The organism is Allobosea sp., assembly GCF_048595345.1.
Taxonomy (GTDB): domain Bacteria; phylum Pseudomonadota; class Alphaproteobacteria; order Rhizobiales; family Beijerinckiaceae; genus Allobosea.
Genome location: NZ_JBMDWH010000031.1, coordinates 1 through 23674, shown reverse-complemented (window position 1 = coordinate 23674; position 23674 = coordinate 1). Strand labels below are relative to the sequence as shown.

Genomic DNA, 23674 nt, shown 5'->3' with positions numbered 1-23674 from the left:
CGCGAGAGGGCCGTTCCCCGACACAGACCGGCAGCCGGAGGCTAAACCGGCGAACCCCGAATCTCCACGGGGGACGCAGCTTAAAGCAACGACGGAGCGGGCTTTTTTGGTCTCGTTGGTCCTCCAAAGGCCAACACCGAAGAGGCTTGTCCTTCATTGCCGGCCGTGCGGGGTTTCCCCAATCGAACGGTGTTTCGGGTCCGGACGTCTCGTCCGCTGTCGCCGGCGTCTCCACAGCGCCACGCGACGGCAGCGATTCAGTCGGCGATACGTCGTATCGGCGCCGCTTGCGCCGCAGGGGAGTCGCGTCTCATGACCGACCGCATCCGTGATTTTCTGCGCACCCGCCGCGAGGACGGGCCGTGCGTGGTCATCGACACCGAGGTGGTTCGCGAGAACTACAAGGCCTTCGCCCGGGCTCTTCCCGACACCCGCGTCTTCTACGCGGTGAAGGCGAATCCGGCCGCCGAAGTGCTGGCTTTGCTGGCTAAGCTCGGCTCCTGCTTCGATTGCGCCTCCGTCGTCGAGATCGAGCTCGCCCTCGCCGCCGGCGCGACCGCCGATCGCATCTCCTTCGGCAACACGATCAAGAAGGAGCGCGACGTCGTGCGCGCCATGGAGCTCGGCGTGCGCCTCTTCGCCGTCGATTGCACCGCCGAGGTCGAGAAAATCGCCCGTGCCGCCGCGCAGACCGGCGTGCAGGACGCGCGCATCTTCTGCCGCATCCTCTGCGACGGCGCCGGCGCCGACTGGCCGCTGTCGCGCAAATTCGGCTGCGTGCCGGAGATGGCGGCGGACGTGCTGGAGCACGGCCATCGCCTGGGCCTGCTCGCCTATGGCATCTCGTTCCATGTCGGCTCGCAGCAGGCCAACGTCAACGCCTGGGACTCGGCGCTGGCCTCGGCCTCGGCGATCTTCAAGGACTGCGCCACCCGCGGCATCGGCCTGTCGATGGTCAATCTCGGCGGCGGCTTCCCGGCGCGCTACCTGAAGCCGATTCCGGGCGTGCCCTCCTATGGCGACGCGATCTTCCGGGCGCTGTCGAAGCATTTCGGCAACCAGCTGCCCGAGACGATCATCGAGCCGGGGCGCGGCATGGTCGGCGAGGCGGGTCTGATCGAGGCCGAGGTCGTGCTGATCTCGAAGAAGGCCGAGACGGACGAGGTCCGCTGGGTCTATCTCGACATCGGCAAGTTCAATGGTCTCGCCGAGACCATGGACGAGGCGATCCGCTACCCGATCCGCACCGCCCATGACGGCGATGCCACAGTGCCCTGCGTGCTAGCCGGCCCGACCTGCGATTCGGTCGACGTCATGTACGAGAAGACCCCGTATATGCTGCCCTTCTCGCTGGAGATCGGCGACAAGGTGCTGATCGAGGGCACGGGCGCCTATACGACGACCTATTCGGCCGTCGCCTTCAACGGCTTTCCGCCGCTGAAGCAGTACGTCATCTGACGTCGTACAAGGCACGCTCGAAGCGTGCCCGCGAGATCGGGTCCGGCGAAGCGCCCTGTGAAAGCAGGCCGCCCGAAGGATACGGGCGGAGCGTCGCGTTGCCTCGCGAATCGAGGCGGCGCATGTGGCTCCCGCCGGACCCCCTTCCACCCATCCTGTTCGATGTGGCCGCGTGTTCCGCGCGCGCCGGGAAGGTCCGCAGAGCGGGCGCTCCGGCCGGAGGTGTCCGATGATCACGATCCGCGACGAGATTGCCGCCGATGTTCCCGCCCGCGAGGCGCTGCTCGACCGTTGCCTCGGCGAGCGCCGCACCGCCAAGTCGAGCGAGCGCCTGCGCGAAGGCCGCCGGCCGGCCGAAGGCCTGGCGCTGACGGCCGAGCGCGACGGCGAGATCGTCGGCACCGTGCGCCTCTGGCCCATCCAGGCCGGCAGCGTGCCGGCGCTGATGCTCGGCCCGCTTGCGGTCACACCCGAATTGCAGGGCGCGGGGCTCGGCAAGGCGCTGATGCGCGAGGCTTTGTGGCGTGCCGCTTGCCGCGGCCATGGCGCCGTCATTCTCGTAGGGGACGCGCCCTATTACGCCCGCTTCGGCTTCGAGGCGGCGCTGACCCGCGACCTCGCCATGCCCGGCCCGGTCGAGCGTGATCGCTTCCTGGCGATCGAGCTGCGCCAGGGCGCGCTTGCGGGTGCGCGCGGCGTGCTCACCGCCGCCGGCGAGCCGGCGGCGGATCAGGCTTTCGACAGCGCCCTGGTCGCGCGCGCGGCCTGAAAACCGCCATCCGTCATCGCGCCGTCATCGGCCGACGCTTTCCATGCGATCCGCACGGGGGGGCTTCGACCGTTGACGGCGCCTTGATGCGTCCATACGAGCAACGGCAGCTTTGCCCTTTCACCTCAAGGAGTTCGGAAGAATGACGAATTGGCCCGTCTACGGCGAGATCACCGGCCCGATCGTGATGATCGGCTTCGGCTCGATCGGCCGCGGCACGCTGCCTCTGATCGAGCGGCACCTCACATTCGACAAGAGCCGCTTCGTCGTCATCGCTCCGGACGATTCCAACCGTCATCTGCTGGACGAGCGCGGCATCCGCTTCATCCAGGAGGCGGTGACGATCGACAATTACAAGGACATGCTGACGCCCCTGCTGACCGCCGGCGGCGGCCAGGGCTTCTGCGTCAACCTCTCCTGCGACACTGGCTCGCGCGATATCATGGAGCTCTGCTCCTCGCTCGGCGCGCTCTATATCGACACGGTCAACGAGCCCTGGCTCGGCTTCTATTTCGACGAGACCAAGGGTCCCGGCGAGCGCTCGAATTATGCGCTGCGCGAGATGACGCTCGCCGCCAAGCAGGCGCGCGCGCCCGGCTCGACCACCGCCGTCTCCTGCTGCGGCGCCAATCCCGGCATGGCCTCCTGGCTCGCCAAGAAGGCGCTGCTGAACATCGCCTCCGACATGCGCCTCAACGTGCCGCAGCCGACCACCCGCGAAGAGTGGGCCGGGCTGATGAAGCAGGTTGGCGTCAAGGGCATCCACATCGCCGAGCGCGACACCCAGCGCTCCAAGAACCCCAAGCCGCCGGGCGTGTTCGTCAACACCTGGTCGGTCGAGGGCTTCATCTCGGAGGGCGTGCAGCCGGCCGAGCTCGGCTGGGGCACCCATGAGAAATGGATGCCGGACAATGCGCGCACCCACGAGACCGGCTCCCAGGCGGCGATCTATCTGATGCAGCCGGGCGCCGAGACCAAGGTCCGCAGCTGGTGCCCGACACCGGGCGCCCAATACGGCTTCCTCGTGACGCATAACGAATCGATTTCGATCGCGGATTACTTCACGGTGCGCGACGAGAGCGGCAAGGCGATCTACCGGCCGACCTGCCATTACGCCTATCACCCCTGCAACGACGCCGTGCTCTCGCTGCACGAGATGTTCGGCAATGCCGGCACGCCGCAGGAGGAGCACCATATCCTCGAGGAGAACGAGGTCATCGACGGCATCGACGAACTCGGCGTGCTGCTCTACGGCCACGAGAAAGGCGCCTACTGGTTTGGCTCGCAGCTCTCGACCGAGGAAGCGCGCAAGCTCGCCCCCTACCAGACGGCCACCGGCCTGCAGGTCACCTCGGCGGTTCTCGCCGGCATGGTCTGGGCGCTGGAGAACCCGAAGGCCGGCATCGTCGAGGTCGAGGAGATGGATCTCGACCGCTGCCTCGAAATCCAGATGCCCTATCTCGGCCCGGTGAACGGCTACTACACCGACTGGACGCCGCTCGACGGCCGCCCCGGCCTGTTCCCCGAGGATCTCGACGAGAGCGATCCCTGGCAGTTCCGGAACATCCTGGTTCGGTGAGGCGAACACGTCATTCTCGGAGGCCGCAACGCGGCGAACCGAGAATCTCGTGACGAAAAGGCACTGGTTTTCGAGAGGCTCGAGTCGAGTCCGAGCATGACGAGCGGGATCGAACGGGCGCTTACGGCGCCCGTTTGACGTTCACCCCCGCCAGCAGCGCCGCCCCCGTCAGGAAGAACACGATCAGCACCGCGAGCCCAGCCCGCTGGCTGGCGAAGATGCTCGTCGCCAGCGCGACCAGCGTCGGCCCCAGGAAGGACGTGACCTTCCCCGAGAGGGCGAAGAGCCCGAAGAACTCGCCGATGCGCCCCTCCGGCGCCAGCCGCGCCATCAGGCTGCGCGAAGCGGCCTGCATCGGTCCCGCGACGAGGCCGATCAGAAGGCCGAGGCCGAGATAGATCTTCTCCGGCAGCGAAGCGAAGAGCCCGTCGCCCGGCGCCGGCGGCGCCGCCGGCACGATGAAGAAGACATGGTCGGCTCCCAGCGAAAGAATGCCGAGGCAGGCGAAGAGCAGGCAGGCGATCGAGCCCAGAACAACCGGCTTGCCGCCGATCGCATCGTCGAGCCTGCCGCCCATCCAGGCGCCGAAAGTGCCGGTGACCGTCAGCAGGATGCCGAACACGCCGAGTTCGATCGTCTGCCAGCCGAAGACACCGGCCGCATAGATGCCGCCGAAAGCGAAAAGCGCGACCAGCGCATCCTGATAGATCATGTTGGCGAGCAGGAAGCGGCCCAGCGCCGGCAGCTTCGGCAGTTCGGCGAGCGTCGCCTTGAGCCGCCCGACCCCGCCCTGCGCCGCCTGGCGCAGCCCCAGCCCGGTGCGCGGCGAATCCGGCGTGAGCAGGAACATCGGCAGGACGAAGACGACGAACCACAGCGCCGTCAGCGGCCCCGAGAAGCGATCGCCCTCCCGGGCCGCGGCATCCAGCCCGAACAGCGGGGCGAGGCCGGCCAGCGTCTTGCCGCTCTGAGGATCGGCTGCCAGCAGGCCCAGCGTCAGCGCGAGGGACACCAGCCCGCCGAGATAGCCCACGGCCCAGCCGGTGCCCGAGAGCCAGCCCAACCGTTCGGGCGGGACCAGCCGCGTCATCATCGCATTGTTGAAGGTGGTCGCGAATTCGGCGCCGATCGTGGCGATAACGAAGCCGGCCAGCGCGATCGGCACCGCCAGCGCCGAACCCGGCACCGCGAACCACAGCATCCCCGAGCCCAGTACCAGCAGCGCGCCGAACGCGGCGATCCAGGGCTTGCGCGGCCCCGTGCGGTCGGCGACGCCGCCCAGCAACGGCGACAGCAGCGCGATGCACAGCCCCGCAAAGCCCGTCGCATAGCCCCATAGCGCCTGCCCCTCCGCCGCGTCGGCAGCGAGCGCGGACGCGAAGAACGGCGCGAAGACGAAGGTCGTGATCAGCGTGAAGAAGGGCTGTGCCGCCCAGTCGAAGAAGATCCAGGCGGTGACGGCCCGGCGTGGGGGCCAGCTCCGCACCGCCCCCTGGCTCGCCTGCGCCGTGGCGACAACCGGCTCGGACGGCACGAGGCTCACTGCAGCGTCGTGTCCGGATCCCCGCCGCTGCGGGCGAGCTCGATCTCGGTGATCGCGACGAGCACCTCGGCCCGCTCTCTGAGGCTGCCGGCCTCCAGCAGCGCCTGCTTCTCGCGCGGCCCGAAGGGGCACATCATCGAGAGCGCGTTGACCAGCGCCTCGTTGGGCGCGTCGTTGACGCCCTTCCAGTCGATCTTGAGGTCGTTGGCACGGGCGAAATCGCGCAGCGCCTTGAGCAGCGCGTCGCGGTCCACCTCCTCCTCACCCGAGCGGGCGACGAAATCGATGGCGAAGGGCAGGTAATCGACCTTGGCCTGGCGATAGGGAGTCGTCACCGGCAATTCCTCGGAGAGGCGGAAGCGGCTGATCCCGGTGAGGGTGATGATCAGCCGCCCATCCCCGGTCTCGGCGAATTGCGTGATGCGGCCGATGCACCCCACCTTGACCAGCGCCGGCGCGGAAGACTGCCGCCCCTCATCTGGCTCCGGCTGGATGACGCCGATGATGCGGTCGCCTCGCAGCGCATCGTCGATCATCGCGAGGTAGCGCGGCTCGAAGATGTTGAGCGGCATCTGCCCGCGAGGCAGCAGCAGCGCTCCTCCGAGCGGAAACAGCGGCACGACGCCGGGGCAATCCTCAGGCCCAGAATAGACAATGTTCATGTCATCCGCGCCCTTCTTCGGTTCCGGTCAGGAGAACAGCAGCGCCGAGAGCTTGCGGCGCCCGGCGACGCTCGCCTCGTCCATCGGCCCCCAGGCTTCGAAGAATTGCAGCAATTGCTTGCGCGCACCATCCTCGTTCCAGCCTCTGTCGGCCCGGATGATGGCGATCAGATGATCGACAGCCTCCTCGCGGCGGTCGCGCGCATTGAGCGCCAGCGCCAGATCGAAGCGGGCCTGGTGGTTCTTCGGCTCGGCGGCGACCTGCGCCTCCAGCTCGGCTGTGTCGCCGAGCGCGGCCGCCTGCTCCGCCAGTTCGACGGCGGCGCGCACCGCGGCGATCACAGGGTCCTGCGCCTTCGCCTCCGAAGCCATCGCCAGAATGCCCTTGGCGGCTTCGATGTCGCCGGTGTCGAGATGCAGCCGCGCCAGCCCCGCGATCGCCCCCAGATGCTCGGGCTCCATCTCGAGAGCCCCGGCGAAGAGTTCGCTGGCTCCCGCCGCATCTCCCTGGGCGAGAGCCTCCTGAGCGGCCTCGACCAGCTGCTGCGCCTCCCCCGGCCCCACCGGGCCGGCGAGCTTCTCGATGAAGGCCTTGACCTGGCTCTCGGGCTGCGCGCCCATGAAGCCATCGACGGGCTGGCCCTGGCTGAAGGCGATGACGGCGGGGATGGACTGGATGCCGAGCTGGCCCGCGATCTGCGGATGCTCGTCGATGTTCATCTTGACGAGCTTGACCTTGCCCTTGGCGTCCTTGACCGCCTTTTCGATGACGGGGGTCAGCTGCTTGCAGGGCCCGCACCAGGGCGCCCAGAAATCCACCAGCACCGGCTGCTGCATCGACTCGGCAATGACATCCTGCCGGAAGCCTTGAGTGGTGGTGTCCTTGATCAGGCCGGGCTGCGCGCCTGCTTCGCCATTCGCCAGCATGGGTCGTCCTTCGTCCTGCCGTCTTCGAAACTCTGCTGCGCCCTTGAGCTTCCAGCCCAGACCTGGATCATCGCGATCGCGTCCGTTCGGATGCGCGATGGCCTAGGGCGCGCCGGATAGATGGGGCGTCTCAGCCGTTCTGTCCATCGTCTGGCACCGGCAAATCGACGATCATCGGCTCATGGCCGGTCTCGCGCAGGAAGGCGAGGAGATCGTCGCGCTCCAGCTGCAGCGTGGCGGTGTTGACCAGCGGGTGGAAATTCACCGGCTCGCCGGTGGTCAGTTGCGCGTCCAGCACCATCGTCACCCGGCCCGCCCGGTCGTTGACGACGGCGAAGGCGGTCACCGAACCAGGCGTGACGCCCAGCGTCTCCAGCAGCAATTCGGCCGAGCCGAAGGAGAGGCGCCCGCTGGCGCCCAGCTTTTCATGCAGGCGCTTCAGGTCGATCCGGGCATCGGCACGCGCCGAGACGAGAAAGAGCCGGCCCTTCTTGTCCTTGAGGAACAGATTCTTCGTCTGCAGCCCGACCATCAGCTCGCGATGCGGCGCGGTCTCCGCCACCGTGAAGACGGGCGGATGATCCGTGCGGTGATAGGCGATGCCGCTGGCATCGAGCCTGGCGCAGAGTTCGTCGGGCGTGAGGGGAGAGGTCGTCATGAGACTATAGCTCGGCCGGTTCAGCCCGCATCCGGAGGGGCTTCGAGCGCCTGACTAGAGCATCCGACCGAAAAGTGGAATGCTGCCGTCCGAACAATCCGATGCTTTGGCAAGGCCTTAGCGCAACGCGACCGCGTCCGTTCGGACCCGCGAAGGTCGCGAGCATTGCGCCGGGGCCTGTTCCGGACAATCCGGCGCTGCCGCACGATGTCAGGGGTCGCGCCATCGCGCCAGCCTGAACCAGGGGGCTGCGGCTGCGGCCTCCCGGCACCGCTCAGCCGCCCGGCGAAAGCGGAGCCGAGACGGCATGGGCCGGGCGCCCAAAGCACCGCCCCCTCCACAGCCGACAAAAAATCTTCATCGAACCGCTTGCCATCCGGAACGCTTTGGGGCAGAAACCCGGCCACGCGCTGCGGCGCGGATGTCTCGGATGCGGGTGTAGCTCAGGGGTAGAGCACAACCTTGCCAAGGTTGGGGTCGAGGGTTCGAATCCCTTCGCCCGCTCCAGACAATCTCAAGACTTGAGAAGCATGCAAGCGTCGGGTTTCCCGGCGCTTTTTGCTTTTTGGAGCTGAGCATTTTGGAATCACTCTCGAAGGGCTCCGAAAGCCGTGGTTACCTGCGGGTTACACGTTCTGGCTCGAAGATCGGACCCCACTGCTGACAGACCGACTTGTTGCGGCTTCTGAAATTTAGTTTTCGCTGATATCCAAACGATCGAAGCGGAACGGCGCTCAAATGCGCTGTGCTGCGGCCATGTGAATGAGGCGGGACTGGATGGCTGATCAGGAGCAAAACGACAGGTTCGTGGCGGCGTTGACCGAGCTTGGCGGCTCCGCTGGTAATGGGCGCCTGCGCGAAGCCCTGCGATGGGATGAAGCCGTCTACAATGCTGTGAAGGATGAACTCGTCGCCGAAGGCGTCGTGACGCTCGGGCGGGGGCGCGGCGGCTCGGTGTCGCTTGGTGGCGTTGTCAAAGCGCAGGCCAAAGAAGCGGCGCCCGTCTCCCTGCGCGCAAAACCTGCCCGCGCCAACGGCAACGATCTCGGCTTCGAGGCTGAACTGTTCAAGGCCGCCGACAAGCTGCGCGGCAATATGGAGCCGTCGGATTACAAGCACGTCGCGCTCGGCCTAATCTTCCTAAAGCACATTTCCGACAGCTTCGAGGCGAAGCGCGCCGAGTTGCTCGCCGATTATCCCGAAGGCGCGGAGGATCGCGACGAGTACGCTGCCGACAACGTGTTTTGGGTCCCGCCCACCGCACGATGGTCGCACCTTCAGGCGAACGCAAAGCAGCCCGCGATCGGCAAGATGATCGACGAGGCGATGATCGCCATCGAGAAGGATAACGAGAACCTAAAAGGCGTGCTGCCGAAGGACTATGCCCGGCCCGCGCTCAACGCGGTGATGCTCGGCGAACTCATCGATCTGATCTCAGGCATCGCGCTCGGCAAGGAAAAGGGCGAAGCGCGCGACGTGCTCGGCCGCGTCTATGAATACTTCCTCGGCCAGTTCGCCGGTTCGGAAGGCAAGCGCGGCGGCGAGTTCTATACGCCGCGCTCGGTCGTGCGCGTGATGGTCGAGATGATCGAGCCCTACAAGGGCCGCGTCTATGATCCGTGCTGCGGATCGGGCGGCATGTTTGTGCAGTCTGAAAAATTCGCCCTGGAGCATGAGGGCAGGATCGGCGACATCGCCGTCTATGGGCAGGAGTCGAACTACACAACGTGGCGGCTCTGCAAGATGAACCTCGCCGTGCGCGGCATCGACGCCGAGATCAAGTGGAACAGCGAAGGCAGCTTCCACAAGGACGAGCTGCGCGATCTCAAGGCCGACTTCATCCTCGCCAATCCGCCCTTCAACATCTCGGACTGGGGCGGCGATCGGCTGCGCGAGGATGTGCGCTGGCGATATGGCATCCCGCCAGCGGGCAACGCCAACTTCGCCTGGGTGCAGCATATCGTGCACCATCTGTCGCCCTCAGGCGTGGCGGGCGTGGTGCTGGCCAATGGTTCGATGTCCTCGACGCAGAACAGCGAAGGGGACATTCGCCGGGCGCTGATCGAGGGCGTGAACGGCGCGCCGGGCGTGGTTGATTGCATGGTGGCGCTGCCGGGCCAGCTTTTCTATTCGACCCAGATCCCGGTCTGCCTCTGGTTCCTTGCCCGGGACAAATCGAACGGCATCGCCCGCAACGCCAAGCTGCGGGATCGGCGGGGCGAAATCCTGTTTATCGATGCGCGCAAGCTCGGCCATATGGTCGACCGCACGCGCAAGGAGTTTTCCGACGCCGACATCGAGAAGATCACGCGCGCCTATCATGCTTGGCGTGGCGAAGGCGAGGCGGGCACCTACGAGGATGTGCCAGGGTTCTGCAAGTCGGCAACCTTGGAGGAGATCAAGGCCCACGGCTACATGCTGAACCCCGGTCGGTACGTTGGTTCTGAAGATGTTGAGGCTGACGATAAGCCGTTCGAGGAGCGCTTCGGTGCGCTCAAACAGAAACTTGATAATCACTTTCAGGCCAGCGACGAGTCATCCAAGGCGCTTCGCGCAATTCTTGCGAGGCTTTAACATGGCAACTGCCGCACTCCCGTTTGACGAACTGTTATCGTTCGTTGTCGACAACCGAGGTCGGACTTGCCCAACTGCAAGCACCGGACTACCTCTGATAGCTACCAATTGCGTATCTAATGAGCATTTGTACCCGACCAAAGAGAACGTCCGTTATGTCGATCAAGATACTTATGACAACTGGTTTAGAGCGCATCCAAAGCCAGGCGACATACTATTTGTCCTGAAAGGTGCGCCCGGTCGCTGCGCTTTGGTCCCTGATCCCGTTGATTTTTGTATCGCACAAGACATGGTGGCGGTTCGCGCAGACCGCGAGAAGATTGATCCCAAATACCTCTTCGCAGCACTACGATCCCCACTGATTCAAGAGTCAATTGATCGAATGCACGTCGGAACCATGATCCCCCATTTCAAAAAGGGAGACTTCAACAAGCTTCTAATCCCCATCCCCGACCGCCACATCCAGGAGTTTATCGGCAGTGCCCACATGGCGCTTGTCGAGAAGATCGAGTTGAACCGGCGGATGAATGAGACGCTGGAGGCTACGGCGCGGGCGATTTTCAAGGATTGGTTCGTCGATTTCGGCCCGACCCGCGCTAAGTTGGACGGTCGCGCGCCCTACTTCACGGCAGACATCTGGTCTCTCTTCCCCGACCGCCTCGACGATGAAGGCAAGCCGGAGGGGTGGGCAAACGTCCAACTCGCCCAAGTGGCAGACATTGTTAAGGGGCGATCATACAAAAGCGAAGAACTTCAACCTTCGCGGACCGCACTCGTAACGCTGAAATCATTTGCTCGTGGGGGCGGTTATCGATCCGAAGGCCTGAAGTCATACAAGGGCTCATACAAGCCAAATCAAGTGGTAAGCGAAGGAGACCTGATTGTTGCGCTAACCGACGTCACTCAAGCCGCAGAGCTCATTGGCCGTCCTGCCCGGGTCTTAGCCGACCCTCGTTTCGATACCTTGGTCGCATCACTCGACGTGGCAATTATTCGACCCAAAGAGGAATCTCTTGTCACTCGGGAGTTTTTGTTTGGAACCATGGCGACTGAAGAGTTCACGGTTCATACTTATGCCCACACGTCCGGAACAACGGTGCTTCATCTGAGCAAAGACGCGATCCCTAGTTTCAGGTTCAATGTTCCAAATAGCAGGTTGGTATCGGCTTTCGAGGAAAGTGCAGGACCATTGTTCGCGCGCATCGCGGCAAATGAAAGGGAGTCGCGCACCCTCGCCACCACGCGCGACTTCCTGCTTCCGAAGCTCATGTCCGGCGAGGTTCGCGTCAAGGACGCCGAAATGCTTGTCGGGGAGACCACATGAGCGCCGACTGGTATCCCGGCATACGCACCTTTTGCGCGCACTGGGGCCATGCGCCCATGCTTCAGCACACGTTCGAAGCGCTCGAACGGGAGTTCAACGAGAACAGCGATGCATGCATCGACGCGGCAAAGGCCGTCGTCGAATGTGCGTGCCGCGTCATCATCGACAATCTCGATAATCCCACCAGCCCGGTCAAACCGGCGGAAGAGAACCCCGCCTTTGGCGCTTGGGTCAGTGCAGCCGTGCGGGTTCTTGAACTGAGCGAAATCCGCGACGAAGCTTTCAAGAAGCTGATCTCGCAGCACCACAAGCTGACCACCACGCTCGGAGATCTGCGAAACAAGGCCGGGACAATGAGCCACGGCAAGGACGGCTTCATCGCCAAGCTATCGGTTCATCATCGACGCGCCGCGCTTCTCGCGGCCGACGCCATCGTGACGTTTCTGCACGAGGCCTATCTGGAACGCGAGCTCGATGCGGTTCTGAGCAAGGAGCCCTACGAACGGTTCAAGGCGACCAACGACCTTATCGACGCGTATGCGGGGCTTCGAGGCGAGATGGACGAAGAAGGCCTGCCGCGCCTCTTCATCTTGCTTCCCGGGAAGCCGCCCCGCGAAGAAATTGAGCTTGCCGCGCCGGTCTCGCAATTGCTCTTCGAATTGGATCGCGAAGCCTACAAGGTGGTACTGAACGCCTGCTTCGAAGCCAAGGCCACTGCGCCTCAAGATGAGGAGGTCGCCTGATGGCTTATCTTTCCGAAGCCGCCATTGAACGAGTCGTGCTCGATCGGCTTTCCGGCCTGGGCTACGCGATTGCCACCGACGCCGAGATCGGGCCGGATGGGAAAGCGCCCGAGCGCGAAGCGTATGCCGATGTCGTTCTCCTTAAGCGCCTGACAGCGGCCGTCGAAAGGCTGAACCCCACGATCCCGGCTGAGGCGCGCGGTGATGCCCTTCGCAAGGTTTTGGCCACCGAAAAGCCGTCGCTCGTGGAAGAGAACCGCCGCCTGCACAAGCTGATGGTCGAAGGCGTCGATGTCGAGTTCTATGGCGAGGACGGCACAATCCGTGGCGACAAGGTCCGCCTGATTGCTTTCGACGATCTCACCGCAAACGACTGGCTGGCGACAGGCCAGTTCACGGTGATTGAGGGCAGCATCAACCGCCGACCGGATATCGTCGTTTTCATCAATGGCCTGCCGGTTGGCGTGATTGAACTTAAAGCGCCCGGCGGCGAGAACGCCACGCTTTCGGGCGCGCACAATCAGCTTCAGACCTACAAGGCTCAAATCCCGTCGCTTTTCCGGACGAACGCGGTCCTTGTCACCTCGGACGGCATCACAGCGCGCGTAGGCTCGCTGACCGCCGATCAAGAGCGCTTCATGCCCTGGCGCACCACGGACGGCAAAGCCATTGCAGCGAAAGGCCAGCCGGAACTCAATATTCTGATCGAAGGCATTTTTGATCGCCGCCGCCTACTCGATCTGCTGCACGATTTTACAGTGTTCGGCGAGACGGGTTCGGGCCTCGCGAAGATCATCGCGGGCTATCATCAGTTCCATGCCGTGCGGCACGCCGTGGACAAGACCGTTGAGGCATCGGCGCCCCAGGGCGACCGAAAGGTCGGGGTGATCTGGCACACTCAGGGTTCGGGCAAGAGCCTCTTGATGGCGTTCTATGCCGGGCAGCTTGTCCGGCGACCCGAGCTTGAGAACCCGACAATTGTTGTCATCACCGACCGCAACGATCTGGACGACCAACTCTTCGGCACGTTTTCGATGTGCCGCGATCTGATCCGGCAGACGCCGATCCAGGCCGATAGCCGGGACGATCTGCAATCGGCGCTCAGTCGTGCCTCCGGCGGCGTCATTTTCACGACGATCCAGAAGTTCTCGCCGGCAACCGGCGAAGCGACCTATCCCATGTTGTCGGATCGCCGGAACATTGTCGTGATCGCTGACGAAGCCCATCGAAGCCAATATGGCTTCCGGGCACGGATCGAACAGAAAACCGGCCAGATTGCCTACGGCTTCGCGAAGTACCTGCGCGACGCCCTTCCGAACGCCTCCTTCATCGGGTTCACAGGAACGCCGATCGAAAAGGACGACGTCAACACGCCTGCCGTGTTTGGCGAATACATCGACGTTTACGACATCAGCCGGGCGGTGGAAGACGGCGCCACGGTCCCGATCTACTACGAGAGCCGCCTCGCGCGCATCGAGCTTCCCGACGAGGAGAAGCCTAAGATCGATGCCGAGATCGAGGAGTTGACCGAAGACGAGGCGGTCACTGAACAGGAGAAGATCAAGCGCAAGTGGGCGACCGTCGAGGCGCTGGTCGGCTCCGAGAAGCGGCTGGCGATGGTTGCCGCCGATCTGGTGCGACACTTCGAAGATCGCGTTGCCGCGATGGACGGCAAAGCGATGGTGGTCTGCATGAGCCGCCGCATCTGCGTGGCGCTCTACAACCAGATCATCGCACTTCGGCCTGACTGGCATAGCGATGACGACGCCGCAGGCACGATCAAGGTTGTGATGACCGGTTCGGCTGCCGATCCCCAGGGCTGGCAACCCCACATTGGCAGCAAAGCTCGGCGTGATCTGTTAGCAAAGCGCGCGAAGGACCCTACAGATGCGCTGAAGCTCGTGCTCGTGCGGGATATGTGGCTGACCGGCTTCGACGCGCCATCGATGCACACGATGTATATCGACAAGCCGATGCGAGGCCACGGGTTGATGCAAGCCATTGCCCGCGTCAACCGGGTCTTCCGTGACAAGCCGGCTGGACTCGTGGTCGATTATATTGGAATCGCTCAGAACCTCAGAAACGCGCTTGGCCAATATTCTGGGCCCGATCAGCGCCAGGCCGGAATCGATGAGTCCGAAGCGGTTGCGGTGCTCCTTGAGAAGTACGAGGTCGTAAAGGCCATGTATCACGGCTTCGACTATGAACGAGGCTTGGCTGGCACCCCGCATGAAAGGCTGATTGTCCTTGCTGAGGCGATCGAGTGGATCCTGACGCGCCAGCATGAAGCGGCGGCAAAGGAAACCAGCGAAGAGGGCAAGCGCCGCGAAAACCGCCGCTATCAGGACGCCGTGCTCGCGCTCTCCAAGGCTTTCGCCTTAGCCGCTGCAAGTGATGAGGCGCGTGACATCCGTGATGAGGTCGGATTCTTTCAGACGGTGCGGGCCGCCCTCGTAAAGTCGTCCGACGGCGCGGGAAAGAGCGCAGCCGATCGCGACTTCGCTATTCAGCAAATCCTGGATCGGGCGGTCGTCTCAACGGAGATCGTGGACATTCTCGCGGCCGCTGGAATCACGACGCCAGACATCTCAATCCTGTCGGATGAATTCCTCGCTGAGGTTCAGCAGCTTGAAAAGAAGAATCTCGCACTTGAAGCCCTGCGGAAACTGTTGAACGACGAAATCCGCTCGCGCAGCAAAACGAACGTGGTGGAGACCAAGCGCTTTTCTGAGCGCCTAGAAGCCGCCATCGCCCGGTACCACACGAACGCGATCAGCACCGTCGAGGTGTTGCAGGAACTGATCGACCTCGCCAAGGAAGTGCGCGCCGCCCGCAGTCGCGGCGAAGATGAAGGCCTGTCTCAGGACGAGATCGCCTTCTATGACGCCCTGGCCGAGAGCGAGAACGCCGTCGAGCTGATGGGCAACGATTCGCTGAAAGTGATTGCCCACGAGCTGCTTGTCAGCTTGAAGGGTAATGTTTCGGTGGATTGGTCACACCGCGAAAGTGCGCGGGCGCGGATGCGCGTTCTGGTGAAACGTATTCTGCGCAAGCACGGTTATCCGCCCAATCTTCAGGACGCAGCGGTCCAGACGGTTCTTCGCCAAGCGGAAGCCCTCTCAGCGAGCTGGTATCAATGAACTGAAGGCCAATTTCTGCAAAAAAGAGCGTCAGGCTCGCAATAGATGGCGCGCTCCGTGAGCTTCGGGCCCAAACGTGGCTCCTGGGCAACACGTTTTCGAAGAGCCCGGCGCGTACTCTTCCGCACAGCTGGCATGGAGGCGGCGTCGATTGATAAAATGATTGAGCTCAGCCGGCCACTGAAGGCAGCGTAACCTCGCGGTCAAACGACATGACCAAACATGGAACGAATGAACGCTTTCAAGCCTTTGATCTTCAAACTGAACTCAAGCTCCCCCCAATTGAGGTTCAAGCCGAGCTGGTCTTTGGGATGTCGCGCCATGGTGCTTTCCAACGGTTGCCAATGAGTGCATGATTGGCGCAGTACTCCGGGTATGTCAATATGCAGTACTCGTGATACTGCAAAAATTTCTCCTGCTGGTAGGCGCAATGGACCGATCGCAGCCTGTTAAACTCGAAGCGCTCGCAGAGACCATATTCATGGGCATCAACTTGGCCCGCTTGCCGAAGTCTCCCCCTCCCGGGCCGGGACCGGTGCCGATCATTCACGTCAAGGATGTTGTCGAAGGCATGCTTCTGGATGCCGACCGACTGGACCGAATTAGCCTCCCAGATACGCCCCAAAATGCCAGGCAACGATTGCTTCCAGGCGACGTCTTGGTAAGCGCTCGAGGTACGCTAATGAAATGTGCGGTCGTCCCTCCGTCCCATTGGGGGGCGGTGGCAAGCGCAAACTTCATTGTTATCCGTCTCGGGCAATCAGCGGCTCTGCCGCCGGAACTGCTCTGGACCTTCTTACGCCAACCGACGACCCAGGCCTACGTCCTGAGCCGGAATACAAGCACCGCTCAAGCTGCCCTTAATATCCGGGATCTGGAGGACCTATCCATTCCCATTCCACCTCAAAACATTCAGTCCGACCTCGTCCAGCTTATCGTCGTCGCGGAGGAGCAGTATCGCACTGCTATGGAATGTGCGCGACTCCGTCAGGAGGAGGCCATGGCGATCGTGGCGCGGCATATGGCGTCCGACTATGCGAGCTGAGGACATTGAAGCCGGTACCCCGTGGTCAGAATGGGAGCGGTGCCTACACGCCATGGCCGAGATGGGTCGTGCATCAAGGTATCAAGCCATCAATGACCCGCTGGCGGTGCTCGGCCTTGGCTATGTTCAGCGGCGGGATCAGCTTCCGTCGATTGACACAGCCGGCGAACCCCTAAACGCCGCTCTGAGGCTGGCCGAGGCCATCGAGAAACATAGCAGCCTATCAGGGCAGCCACTTAGCCTTCATCTCCTGTCTAGTTTAGCAAACATCGAACCGGCCGTTCTTGGCCACTGGCTTCGGATTGCATTAGATCATCGGCCTCTCGGAGGGTTCGCTCAATGGTTCTCCGCCAAGCTCGATGAAATTGGCTTTGAACGTCATCACGACACCCCCTCGTCAGTATCTCGACTGGTCGCGTCGCTGTTTTCGAATCATTCGTTCAGAACCATTTTTGATCCCGCTTGCGGGACCGGCGGTCTTCTCGCAGCTGCGGCCGAACATAACGCGAAGGCGGCGCTGTTCGGCCAAGAAATAAGCAGCGAAGCGTGGGCATGGGCCGAAATGCGCTTTTTGGTCCAAGGCCTGGGAAACATCAACTTGGCCATCGGCAATGGTTTGGACGGTCATGCATTGACCTCGCTCATCCCCGAAGACGGGCTTGACTTCATCCTGACCAACCCTCCCTTTGGAATGCAATTCGACGCCAATACGATTTCTGGGCCGTCTCGCCGCCCGGGCAAATTGATCCCGACGCAGGCCGGCCGCCTATCAAGCGAGACGGCGTATGTGCAAGGAGTTCTTGAGTACCTCTCTAATTCTGGATTAGCGGCTGTAATCGTACCCAACGGGTTCTTGTCCAGAGGTGGGGCCGATAAAAAACTGCGCGAAGCCTTGGTTCGTCTCGATGTCGTACAAGCGGTTATAGGGCTGCCTGAACGCCTGTTTGCGCCCGGCACAAATATCGAGACCGCCATACTGGTTCTAAATCGCCGCAAGCCCGACGATCAGAAGGAGCACATCCTCTTCTTGGACGCGCGGGAGTTGGGACGGCGCGAAGGCATGCGAGTCGTAATCGATGACCAATCGGCCGCGCGGATCATGGCGGGGTACAATGAATGGCGCAATGAGATGAGTTTCTCTCAGGTCGTTTCATCCGATAAGATTGACCTTGTAAGCTTCTCGTTTTCGCCGACTCGGTACGTTAAGTACACGTCGCTTCCTGCGAGGATGGATCCGGACTATCGACGGTCGCATATCATTGAATTGGATGCACAGTATAGAGCTCTTTGTCTGGAGTATGAAGATCTTCAGGCGCGGCTCTCTCGGTTAGACTAAGGCACTACTTACACGGCTTGACGATATCAAAATGTTCTAGACCGCGCGATCCTGTCTCAAAAGCTCACCAATATTCAGTGAGGTTCTTCAGCGCGCTGTATTATCGCAGACAGCTCAGCGCCCACCGCCCTCGCGATGGCGATGTACTCGGCCACATCGAGCCGCCGCTCCTCGGTCTCGTATTTCGATACGAAAGTCTGCCGCCGGCCGATGCGGGCCGCGAGTTCGACCTGCGTGATGCCGGCATCCTTGCGCGCCTGGATGAGCGCTTGGAGCAGGGCTTTGTAGAGGTCGGGTTGCGTTGAAGCCAAAGCCGGCGCCTAAAGCGATGAAACCGGCCGTCCAATTCAACCCTAAATTCGAATACCCCAAAATGGGGTATTCGAGCATGCTGCGTCCCGAGGTGATGATTCGGGGGACGGGGTGTGAAGGAGCAGTACGTTGGCGACGTCAACGACTATCGCAAATATGCGCTGCTGAGGCTGATCGGCCGATCAGGCCTGAGGCTCGGCGTCTGCTGGATGTTGACGCCGAACGACGAGCGGAGCGACGGCAACAAGCTCGGCTATCTCGATCAGCCTAAGCAGGATCGTCATGATCCTGAGCTGTTCGCGCTGCTGCGCCGGGTTCGGGGCGAGCCTGATGCGCGCCGGCTGATCCTGATCGAAGGCAGCGAGATCCTGCCCAGAGCCGTATTCGTCAACACCATAGTGCCCGAGACGCTGTTCGAACGACAGCTCTGGTTCAAGCAGGCGAGCACGGCGCTGGCGGATACGGATCTAATCTTCTTCGATCCTGACAACGGCATCGAGGTCGGATCGGTCGCGAAGGGCCGACGCAACTCCTCGAAATATGTCTATCGCGACGAGTTGGCTGCGACCTACCGCGCCGGCCACTCGCTGTTGGTCTATCAGCACTTCCAGCGCAAGGAGCGCGAGAGCTTCATTCGCGGTGTCGCGGACGACCTCCGGCGCGCCGCTGCTGATGCCGAGATCTGGGCGATCCGGACTTCGCATGTCGTGTTCATGCTGGCGATCCAACCGCGACACCGCGCCGCTTTGTCGGCCGCCGCACATCATGTCCGCGAAGCTGTCGATCCGAGCTTGCTGAATGCGCAGCTGATCGCGCCTGCGAGCCCATGATTGTGCGCGGACTTTCGGTGTGTTTCGGTGCCGATTTTTTGCCAAAGGAGCCTTCCGAATGAAACTCACCGCCCTCGCCGCTGCGCTGATTGCCGGCATCACATTGTCGGGTTGCGTCGGTCTCGTCGACGCACAGTCGAAATGCTCCGCGCAATCCGCTTCCTATCTAACGATGTGGGATTGCATCCGTGGTCGCGTCGCGGCAGGAACCGCTGGTCAGATGAACAACGACCTCGGGGTCCGTTATCTCGCCGTCGGCGACCTGTTGGCGCAGAGCGTGCGTTCCGGCCAAATGAGCGATGCCGAGGCGAAGGCGCGACTCGCGATCGAACTGGAGCGGGGCAACAGCGAGTTTAATCGCCGTCAGGCCGCATCGTCGCCCAGCCTCACCCGCTGCACAAACAACAACGGCGTCGTGAACTGCCTGTCGTTTTGACATCCTGACACGACATTGTTTCGAAGCGAGCAGGTCGCGGGCCTGCTCGCCAGGTGGCAGTTACAACTTACCCATAACGCCCTGAATCCATACGGCATCGATCTCCTTCGCGGTCACGCCGACAATGATCTGGTGATTGCTGGTGCTCCGGTGCTTTTCCAAGCGACCGAGCAACCTCTGCTCCATATGATACGCTTGCCGCGCGGTATCCCATAAATGGACCCGGAATGGCGCATATTCGAGGCCACCCAAATCTGGCATAGCGGCGTGGTTGAATTGGACGGCGCGCTGCTTGTAATCGAAGGACCAGCCAATCTTGAAGGCGACGCGGCGCGCGCCCTTGATCTCCATCGCATAGGTGTATGCGGCGGCACGACGCATATGCATTACGCCTGTCCGCATCGTGGTTGCCGGTGGCGGCGAGCGCTTCGCGCCTCCGTGCTTGCGAGCGATCCTCTCCTGTGCCTGTGCGGTTGGCTTAAGCAACAGAGCTTCGTCCCAACGCAAAGCTCGCACGCGGGCTTCCTCTTCAGGAGTAAGCGGCACGATACCCTGCGCGGAATCCATACTGAACTTGCGCGGGGTGATTGCTGACAGCGAAGGGCCGTCAGGGAGCGACCAGGCGCGGCGGTTCATCAGGCCCACAGGCCATTTGTATTCGCCATCGACGAAGTCTTGTTCCGAGGGCTGCAAATCATAGTCGAGCGACATCACCGGCTCGCTTGTCGGCTCCATGACGCCAAGAAGACGCCCTCGTTGCGCCGGCTGTGTTGGCTCGGTCGTCGTGCCCACCAGCAACACCTGGTCTCCTGGCTTCAACTGTCGCAATGCGTTTTCTCGCCAGCCCAATGTGCTGAATTGGAGTGGTCCAACTGGCTCTCCGAAACCCCAAACTTTCGTGAGAAACATCGTCATAGAGTCGTCTCGCACTGCGTCACGTGTTCGCCCAAACCTACTGGAGTATGTCTCGGCGGGTTTGCAGCGTGCCATGATACATAAGCCGAAAGGTTCAGCGGTTGTCTGCCGGGTCCCATCGCGCCCGCTTCAACATCCGATAGGCGGGGGAGTTGCGAGGCAATGCCCCCCAGAGGGCGGGTGGCGCAATTCTTCGGCGGTGGCCGCCGCCCCTGCCCTGGCCGTGCTGGCCCCGCCGCGGGCCGGGGTACGTACCCGCGCGGCTGCTGGCGGACGGGCCGCTGTAGCTATAGCGGCCGCGCGGCATGACTGCCCGTCAGCCCTCCGCTTCGGCATGCCGTAGCAGCTCGAACGGGTCGATTTCGAGCGCGCGGGCGATGACAATGAACTCGGCAACGTCGAGATAGCTGGCGCCGGCCTCGTAGTGAAAGACGAAGCTGGTCGAGCGGCCGAGACGCTGGGCGAGCTGAGCCTGTGTCAGACGCCGCGATCGCCGCTCCGCGACAAGGCGGGCGACGATGCGATCGTGAAGGGCGCCGCGCATCAGAGCGCGGCTGGCTCGTCCACGGCGGCGATCACGTGCAGGTCGGTCTCACAGATCCCCTCGGCCTCGATCGCCCAGAGGATCTCGTCGGCGTTGACCTCGGCGAGTTCGGCGGCCTGATCCAGCGTGACGATGGTAAGCGCATGGCTTCGCAGATCGATCAGGCGGTACTGGTCCATGGCGTCATCTCCATCGTGTTTTGGAACGATCGAAACACGCCGAAACGCCGCACATAATTTTCCGGGAAACAGCCTGAGATTGCGCTCGGCGCAACTTTATCGGTGGTCACTGCTCCCCTGCGGAGCGTCGTCGACGCAGGCGATGCGCTCCGGCGGGTTGATCGGCGTGATCACCGGCTCCGATAGCGTCTTGGCGACGGCGTCCACGTTCTCACTGTGGCGATAGTAGCCAATCCAGCGCGGACCATCCTCGACCATGAAACAGGGAAAGGTCGCGTGGCTGTCGGCGGTTTGCATGGTGGCGCTCCTTCACGGATGTTCACCGTGGAAGCCAAGCACGACGTTGGGCTTTTCATAATTCTGGCCGGCGCGGACTGGATCCGCGCTGCGCGCAAATCTTACTGAGCCCCGGCGTATGCGCGATCCAGCGCTGCCACCGCCGCCTCGCCACCGCGAACCGCCTGGGTATAGTGGCCGAGCGTCACGGTCGCATTGGCGTGGCCAGCGAGCTTGGCGACGAGACCAACCTCGATGCCCTCGGCCTGCAACGTCGAGATGAAGGAATGCCGAGCCGAATGCGGCGTGACATAGGGCAGGCCCAGCTTCTCGAAGACTGGCTCCCAATAACGGCTGCGATAGTTCTGGTAGAGCAGCGGACCACCACCACCGATGCGGGTGACCTTTGGCCAGGGCTGAAGCCGGCCGGGACCAGGGAAGACCCGGTGCAGCGCCTTGCCCAACCGCGGGCAGCGGAGTCGCCATTCCAACAAAAGCGTGCGCAGAACCAAGCTCATCGGGATGTCGCGCGTGCCGGCTTCGGTCTTCGTCATATTGGTCAGCGAACCGTCGCGCTCCTGGATGCGGCGGATGCGGATGACGTTGGCGTCGAAGTCGACATCCTCCCAAAGCAAGCCGAGCTGCTCCGACGGCCGTGTCCCAGCGAGGAAGGGGAAGGCATAGTAGAGCCCGTGCTCCGGATCGTTGCGGGCCGCCTCGACCAGCTTACCGATCTCAGCCGGCGTCAGGATCACCTTCTTCGTCTTGAACCGGTTGCGGCCGAGGCCTCGCGGCATCGACGGCGCTCGCACCCGGAAATCTTCCTCGTTCAAGGCGAGGACCGAGATCAGGTGCGATTTCGCCCGGTTGGCAGTGTACTGGCCCGACAAGGCGGTCAGATCGCGATGCCAAGCGCGGATGCGCGCCGTTGTGAGCTCGTTCGTTTTAATCTCGCCAAGCATCGGCACCAGCCGGCAGCCCTTCGGCAGCTTGCCAGACGCTTTCCAGGCCAGCTTGTCCTTGGCCGGGCCGTCGAAATAAGGCCCGCGTATGTGCTCGACGACGACCTTGTATCCCGCCAGCGTGTTCGCCTTCACCTTGCCGGTGCGATCGGCGAGCCAATGGTCAATCGCCTGACCGACCGTCGGCGCCTTGCGCTCGTCGGCATAGGAGTCCGACATGACCTTGGCGGTGAGATCGTTGCGGCGGGCCTCGGCGGCCTTCAGCGTCTCGTAGAACTCCTGGCGACGATCGCCCGAGATCGGCTCACGATAGTTCAGCACATAACGCAGCTGTTTCACGACCTCGCCGGACTTAAGTATGCGGCGGCGGACCCGCTTGGTAATGTTTGCGCGGAATGTCATAGCGACCTCTGAGAATAAAAAAACGCTCAGAAAATCACGGCGAAGGAACCCGCACAATTAATCATCGGGCGCCGGATATATTCAGAGCAATTGAATTGCGACCACGAGCGTAACCACGAAACTTGGCAATACGCTCATATGACGTCTCGGCGGGGCTTGCGACGCATCGCAATATTGCCTCGCCGAGGTTGAAATCGCAGTGCGTGGCGGCGTGGCGCCCTGTGGCAGGCCCACCGCCAGCCTAGCCGCGCCAGGCTGGTAGCCGCGCTAGCCTGCACACTGCCGGCAGCCCACCGACGCTACCGCCACACACCGCCACACTGCCACGCCACCTAGAGCTTGCTGGCGATGTCGTATTTGGGTCGCCACCCGTCGGGTTTCGGCCGTTCATAGCCGCGCACGTTGTGGCCATCGACACGCATCCGCTTCGGCCCATCCCAGCCGAGGAGCCGCATGCAGACGCCCAGCCTCGTCTGGTCGCTGGGCTTCTGCCGCCCCGGCTCAATCCGCAGCGTGTCGGTGAGAAGGTAGGAGCTCGAAATCCGCACAGTGGTTTCGTTAGCCTCCTGACCCTGCTCCTTTTCGAGAATATCGAGCCACGGATCGCGCATCGTCCGTGCGGCTTGTTCTACCGCAGCAGTTTCCCAAAGCTCCGGGGGCAGGGTCATCGGCTCACCGGCCGCCTCCCTATGCGCGGCCTCAGCCCAAAGCTGGTCGCGGTCACGCCGCAGCCCTTCAAGGTCGATCCGCGCCGTTTTCACGGGCCAGAAGCGCCGGTTGCCGGTTTGGTCGGTAAGATAGTGGCTGTCGTTGGTCGTGCCGATGAAGATGCACTCCCGCGCGCGATCCTCGCGAAAATAGGCGTAAGCCATGCGCGCGCGATCGGTTTGTCGCGAAGCGAATGCCTTGACCTTCGCAACTGGCCTGCTGCCGGTTTCGTGGACACCGAGATTGGGTGTTTCATGAAACCGGAGGTGGGGTATGCGACGAAGGCAATTTGGGCGTGAGTTCAAGATCGAGGCGGTCCGCCTGATCAAGGACCGCGGAGTGAGTGTGGCGC

The 23674-nt window shown here is 62.7% G+C and carries 22 protein-coding genes and 1 tRNA gene; 12 read left to right on the top strand and 11 right to left on the bottom strand.

The genetic code is table 11. The features are described 5' to 3' along the window. Positions 1–312 precede the first annotated feature (312 nt). The 3 genes from ACOJTB_RS04070 (at position 313) to ACOJTB_RS04060 (ending at position 3806) form a co-directional block, all read left to right on the top strand. Positions 313–1458 (top strand): type III PLP-dependent enzyme, encoded by a 1146-nt coding sequence (locus tag ACOJTB_RS04070; RefSeq protein ID WP_420101238.1) that lies wholly within the window; start codon positions 313–315, stop codon positions 1456–1458. 229 nt (positions 1459–1687) lie between these two features. Further along, positions 1688–2227 (top strand): GNAT family N-acetyltransferase, encoded by a 540-nt coding sequence (locus ACOJTB_RS04065; RefSeq protein ID WP_420101237.1) that lies wholly within the window; start codon positions 1688–1690, stop codon positions 2225–2227. A 142-nt stretch (positions 2228–2369) separates the two neighbouring features. Then, positions 2370–3806: a homospermidine synthase gene (locus ACOJTB_RS04060; RefSeq protein WP_420101236.1), complete on the top strand. Its 1437-nt coding sequence runs from the start codon at positions 2370–2372 to the stop codon at positions 3804–3806. A gap of 121 nt (positions 3807–3927) precedes the next feature. On the opposite strand, the gene ACOJTB_RS04055 is transcribed toward ACOJTB_RS04060, so the two are convergent. The 4 genes from ACOJTB_RS04055 to ACOJTB_RS04040 form a co-directional block, all read right to left on the bottom strand. Continuing rightward, positions 3928–5340 (bottom strand): MFS transporter, encoded by a 1413-nt coding sequence (locus ACOJTB_RS04055; protein ID WP_420101273.1) that lies wholly within the window; start codon positions 5338–5340, stop codon positions 3928–3930. A gap of 5 nt (positions 5341–5345) precedes the next feature. After that, positions 5346–6011, bottom strand: a complete 666-nt coding sequence (locus ACOJTB_RS04050) for an LON peptidase substrate-binding domain-containing protein (protein WP_420101235.1) — start codon at positions 6009–6011, stop codon at positions 5346–5348. 27 nt (positions 6012–6038) lie between these two features. Next, entirely contained in the window at positions 6039–6938 is a 900-nt protein-coding gene (trxA, locus tag ACOJTB_RS04045; protein WP_420101234.1) for a thioredoxin, read from the bottom strand. A gap of 130 nt (positions 6939–7068) precedes the next feature. After that, complete coding sequence (locus ACOJTB_RS04040) at positions 7069–7596, bottom strand: prolyl-tRNA synthetase associated domain-containing protein (RefSeq protein ID WP_420101233.1); 528 nt, start codon at positions 7594–7596, stop codon at positions 7069–7071. Positions 7597–8028: 432 nt separating this feature from the next. On the opposite strand from ACOJTB_RS04040, the gene ACOJTB_RS04035 reads away from it, so the two are divergent. The 7 genes from ACOJTB_RS04035 to ACOJTB_RS04005 all read left to right on the top strand — a co-directional run bounded on the left by ACOJTB_RS04035 (position 8029) and on the right by ACOJTB_RS04005 (position 17758). Next, positions 8029–8103 (top strand) — tRNA-Gly (locus tag ACOJTB_RS04035). A gap of 270 nt (positions 8104–8373) precedes the next feature. Beyond that, a complete protein-coding gene (locus ACOJTB_RS04030) occupies positions 8374–10170 on the top strand; it encodes a class I SAM-dependent DNA methyltransferase (RefSeq protein WP_420101232.1) in 1797 nt (598 codons plus the stop codon). Positions 10171–10297: 127 nt separating this feature from the next. Continuing rightward, entirely contained in the window at positions 10298–11494 is a 1197-nt protein-coding gene (locus tag ACOJTB_RS04025) for a restriction endonuclease subunit S (protein WP_420101231.1), read from the top strand. Continuing rightward, entirely contained in the window at positions 11491–12237 is a 747-nt protein-coding gene (locus tag ACOJTB_RS04020) for an abortive infection family protein (protein ID WP_420101230.1), read from the top strand. The genes ACOJTB_RS04025 and ACOJTB_RS04020 overlap by 4 nt, the downstream gene beginning before the upstream one ends. Continuing rightward, positions 12237–15377, top strand: coding sequence for a type I restriction endonuclease subunit R (locus tag ACOJTB_RS04015; RefSeq protein ID WP_420101229.1), 3141 nt, complete (start codon positions 12237–12239; stop codon positions 15375–15377). Before ACOJTB_RS04020 ends, ACOJTB_RS04015 begins: the two co-directional genes overlap by 1 nt. Before the next feature lie 481 nt (positions 15378–15858). Next, entirely contained in the window at positions 15859–16422 is a 564-nt protein-coding gene (locus ACOJTB_RS04010) for a restriction endonuclease subunit S (RefSeq protein ID WP_420101228.1), read from the top strand. A 52-nt stretch (positions 16423–16474) separates the two neighbouring features. Further along, positions 16475–17758, top strand: a complete 1284-nt coding sequence (locus ACOJTB_RS04005; RefSeq protein ID WP_420101227.1) for an N-6 DNA methylase — start codon at positions 16475–16477, stop codon at positions 17756–17758. A gap of 74 nt (positions 17759–17832) precedes the next feature. On the opposite strand, the gene ACOJTB_RS04000 is transcribed toward ACOJTB_RS04005, so the two are convergent. After that, complete coding sequence (locus ACOJTB_RS04000; protein WP_420101226.1) at positions 17833–18069, bottom strand: helix-turn-helix domain-containing protein; 237 nt, start codon at positions 18067–18069, stop codon at positions 17833–17835. 114 nt (positions 18070–18183) lie between these two features. Between ACOJTB_RS04000 and ACOJTB_RS03995 the strand changes: the two genes are divergently transcribed. After that, positions 18184–18900: a hypothetical protein gene (locus tag ACOJTB_RS03995; protein WP_420101225.1), complete on the top strand. Its 717-nt coding sequence runs from the start codon at positions 18184–18186 to the stop codon at positions 18898–18900. A gap of 58 nt (positions 18901–18958) precedes the next feature. Next, positions 18959–19336, top strand: a complete 378-nt coding sequence (locus tag ACOJTB_RS03990; RefSeq protein ID WP_420101224.1) for a hypothetical protein — start codon at positions 18959–18961, stop codon at positions 19334–19336. A gap of 60 nt (positions 19337–19396) precedes the next feature. On the opposite strand, the gene ACOJTB_RS03985 is transcribed toward ACOJTB_RS03990, so the two are convergent. The 6 genes from ACOJTB_RS03985 to ACOJTB_RS03960 all read right to left on the bottom strand — a co-directional run bounded on the left by ACOJTB_RS03985 (position 19397) and on the right by ACOJTB_RS03960 (position 23627). Continuing rightward, on the bottom strand, positions 19397–20251 hold the full coding sequence (locus ACOJTB_RS03985) for a hypothetical protein (RefSeq protein WP_420101223.1): 855 nt from the start codon (positions 20249–20251) through the stop codon (positions 19397–19399). A gap of 316 nt (positions 20252–20567) precedes the next feature. Beyond that, on the bottom strand, positions 20568–20795 hold the full coding sequence (locus ACOJTB_RS03980; RefSeq protein WP_420101222.1) for a helix-turn-helix domain-containing protein: 228 nt from the start codon (positions 20793–20795) through the stop codon (positions 20568–20570). Further along, entirely contained in the window at positions 20795–20974 is a 180-nt protein-coding gene (locus ACOJTB_RS03975) for a hypothetical protein (RefSeq protein WP_420101221.1), read from the bottom strand. The genes ACOJTB_RS03980 and ACOJTB_RS03975 overlap by 1 nt, the downstream gene beginning before the upstream one ends. A gap of 96 nt (positions 20975–21070) precedes the next feature. Beyond that, positions 21071–21271: a hypothetical protein gene (locus tag ACOJTB_RS03970; protein ID WP_420101220.1), complete on the bottom strand. Its 201-nt coding sequence runs from the start codon at positions 21269–21271 to the stop codon at positions 21071–21073. Positions 21272–21372: 101 nt separating this feature from the next. Continuing rightward, the gene (locus ACOJTB_RS03965; RefSeq protein ID WP_420101219.1) at positions 21373–22614 is read right to left on the bottom strand and encodes a site-specific integrase; all 1242 of its coding nucleotides are present in this window, start codon (positions 22612–22614) and stop codon (positions 21373–21375) included. Between the two features lie 332 nt (positions 22615–22946). Beyond that, positions 22947–23627 carry a VapE domain-containing protein gene (locus tag ACOJTB_RS03960; protein ID WP_420101272.1) on the bottom strand — a complete coding sequence of 227 codons (681 nt, stop codon included), beginning with the start codon at positions 23625–23627 and terminating at the stop codon, positions 22947–22949. Positions 23628–23674: the final 47 nt, after the last annotated feature.

Bases quoted from the DNA above. Each gene is read 5' to 3' on its own strand.
- ACOJTB_RS04070 (WP_420101238.1), top strand. From the start codon at position 313: ATGACCGACCGCATCCGTGATTTTCTGCGCACCCGCCGCGAGGACGGG.
- ACOJTB_RS04065 (WP_420101237.1), top strand. From the start codon at position 1,688: ATGATCACGATCCGCGACGAGATTGCCGCCGATGTTCCCGCCCGCGAG.
- ACOJTB_RS04060 (WP_420101236.1), top strand. From the start codon at position 2,370: ATGACGAATTGGCCCGTCTACGGCGAGATCACCGGCCCGATCGTGATG.
- ACOJTB_RS04050 (WP_420101235.1), bottom strand. From the start codon at position 6,011: ATGAACATTGTCTATTCTGGGCCTGAGGATTGCCCCGGCGTCGTGCCG.
- trxA (WP_420101234.1), bottom strand. From the start codon at position 6,938: ATGCTGGCGAATGGCGAAGCAGGCGCGCAGCCCGGCCTGATCAAGGAC.
- ACOJTB_RS04040 (WP_420101233.1), bottom strand. From the start codon at position 7,596: ATGACGACCTCTCCCCTCACGCCCGACGAACTCTGCGCCAGGCTCGAT.
- ACOJTB_RS04030 (WP_420101232.1), top strand. From the start codon at position 8,374: ATGGCTGATCAGGAGCAAAACGACAGGTTCGTGGCGGCGTTGACCGAG.
- ACOJTB_RS04020 (WP_420101230.1), top strand. From the start codon at position 11,491: ATGAGCGCCGACTGGTATCCCGGCATACGCACCTTTTGCGCGCACTGG.
- ACOJTB_RS04015 (WP_420101229.1), top strand. From the start codon at position 12,237: ATGGCTTATCTTTCCGAAGCCGCCATTGAACGAGTCGTGCTCGATCGG.
- ACOJTB_RS04010 (WP_420101228.1), top strand. From the start codon at position 15,859: ATGGGCATCAACTTGGCCCGCTTGCCGAAGTCTCCCCCTCCCGGGCCG.
- ACOJTB_RS04005 (WP_420101227.1), top strand. From the start codon at position 16,475: ATGGCCGAGATGGGTCGTGCATCAAGGTATCAAGCCATCAATGACCCG.
- ACOJTB_RS03990 (WP_420101224.1), top strand. From the start codon at position 18,959: ATGAAACTCACCGCCCTCGCCGCTGCGCTGATTGCCGGCATCACATTG.
- ACOJTB_RS03985 (WP_420101223.1), bottom strand. From the start codon at position 20,251: ATGACGATGTTTCTCACGAAAGTTTGGGGTTTCGGAGAGCCAGTTGGA.
- ACOJTB_RS03980 (WP_420101222.1), bottom strand. From the start codon at position 20,795: ATGCGCGGCGCCCTTCACGATCGCATCGTCGCCCGCCTTGTCGCGGAG.
- ACOJTB_RS03975 (WP_420101221.1), bottom strand. From the start codon at position 20,974: ATGGACCAGTACCGCCTGATCGATCTGCGAAGCCATGCGCTTACCATC.
- ACOJTB_RS03970 (WP_420101220.1), bottom strand. From the start codon at position 21,271: ATGCAAACCGCCGACAGCCACGCGACCTTTCCCTGTTTCATGGTCGAG.
- ACOJTB_RS03965 (WP_420101219.1), bottom strand. From the start codon at position 22,614: ATGACATTCCGCGCAAACATTACCAAGCGGGTCCGCCGCCGCATACTT.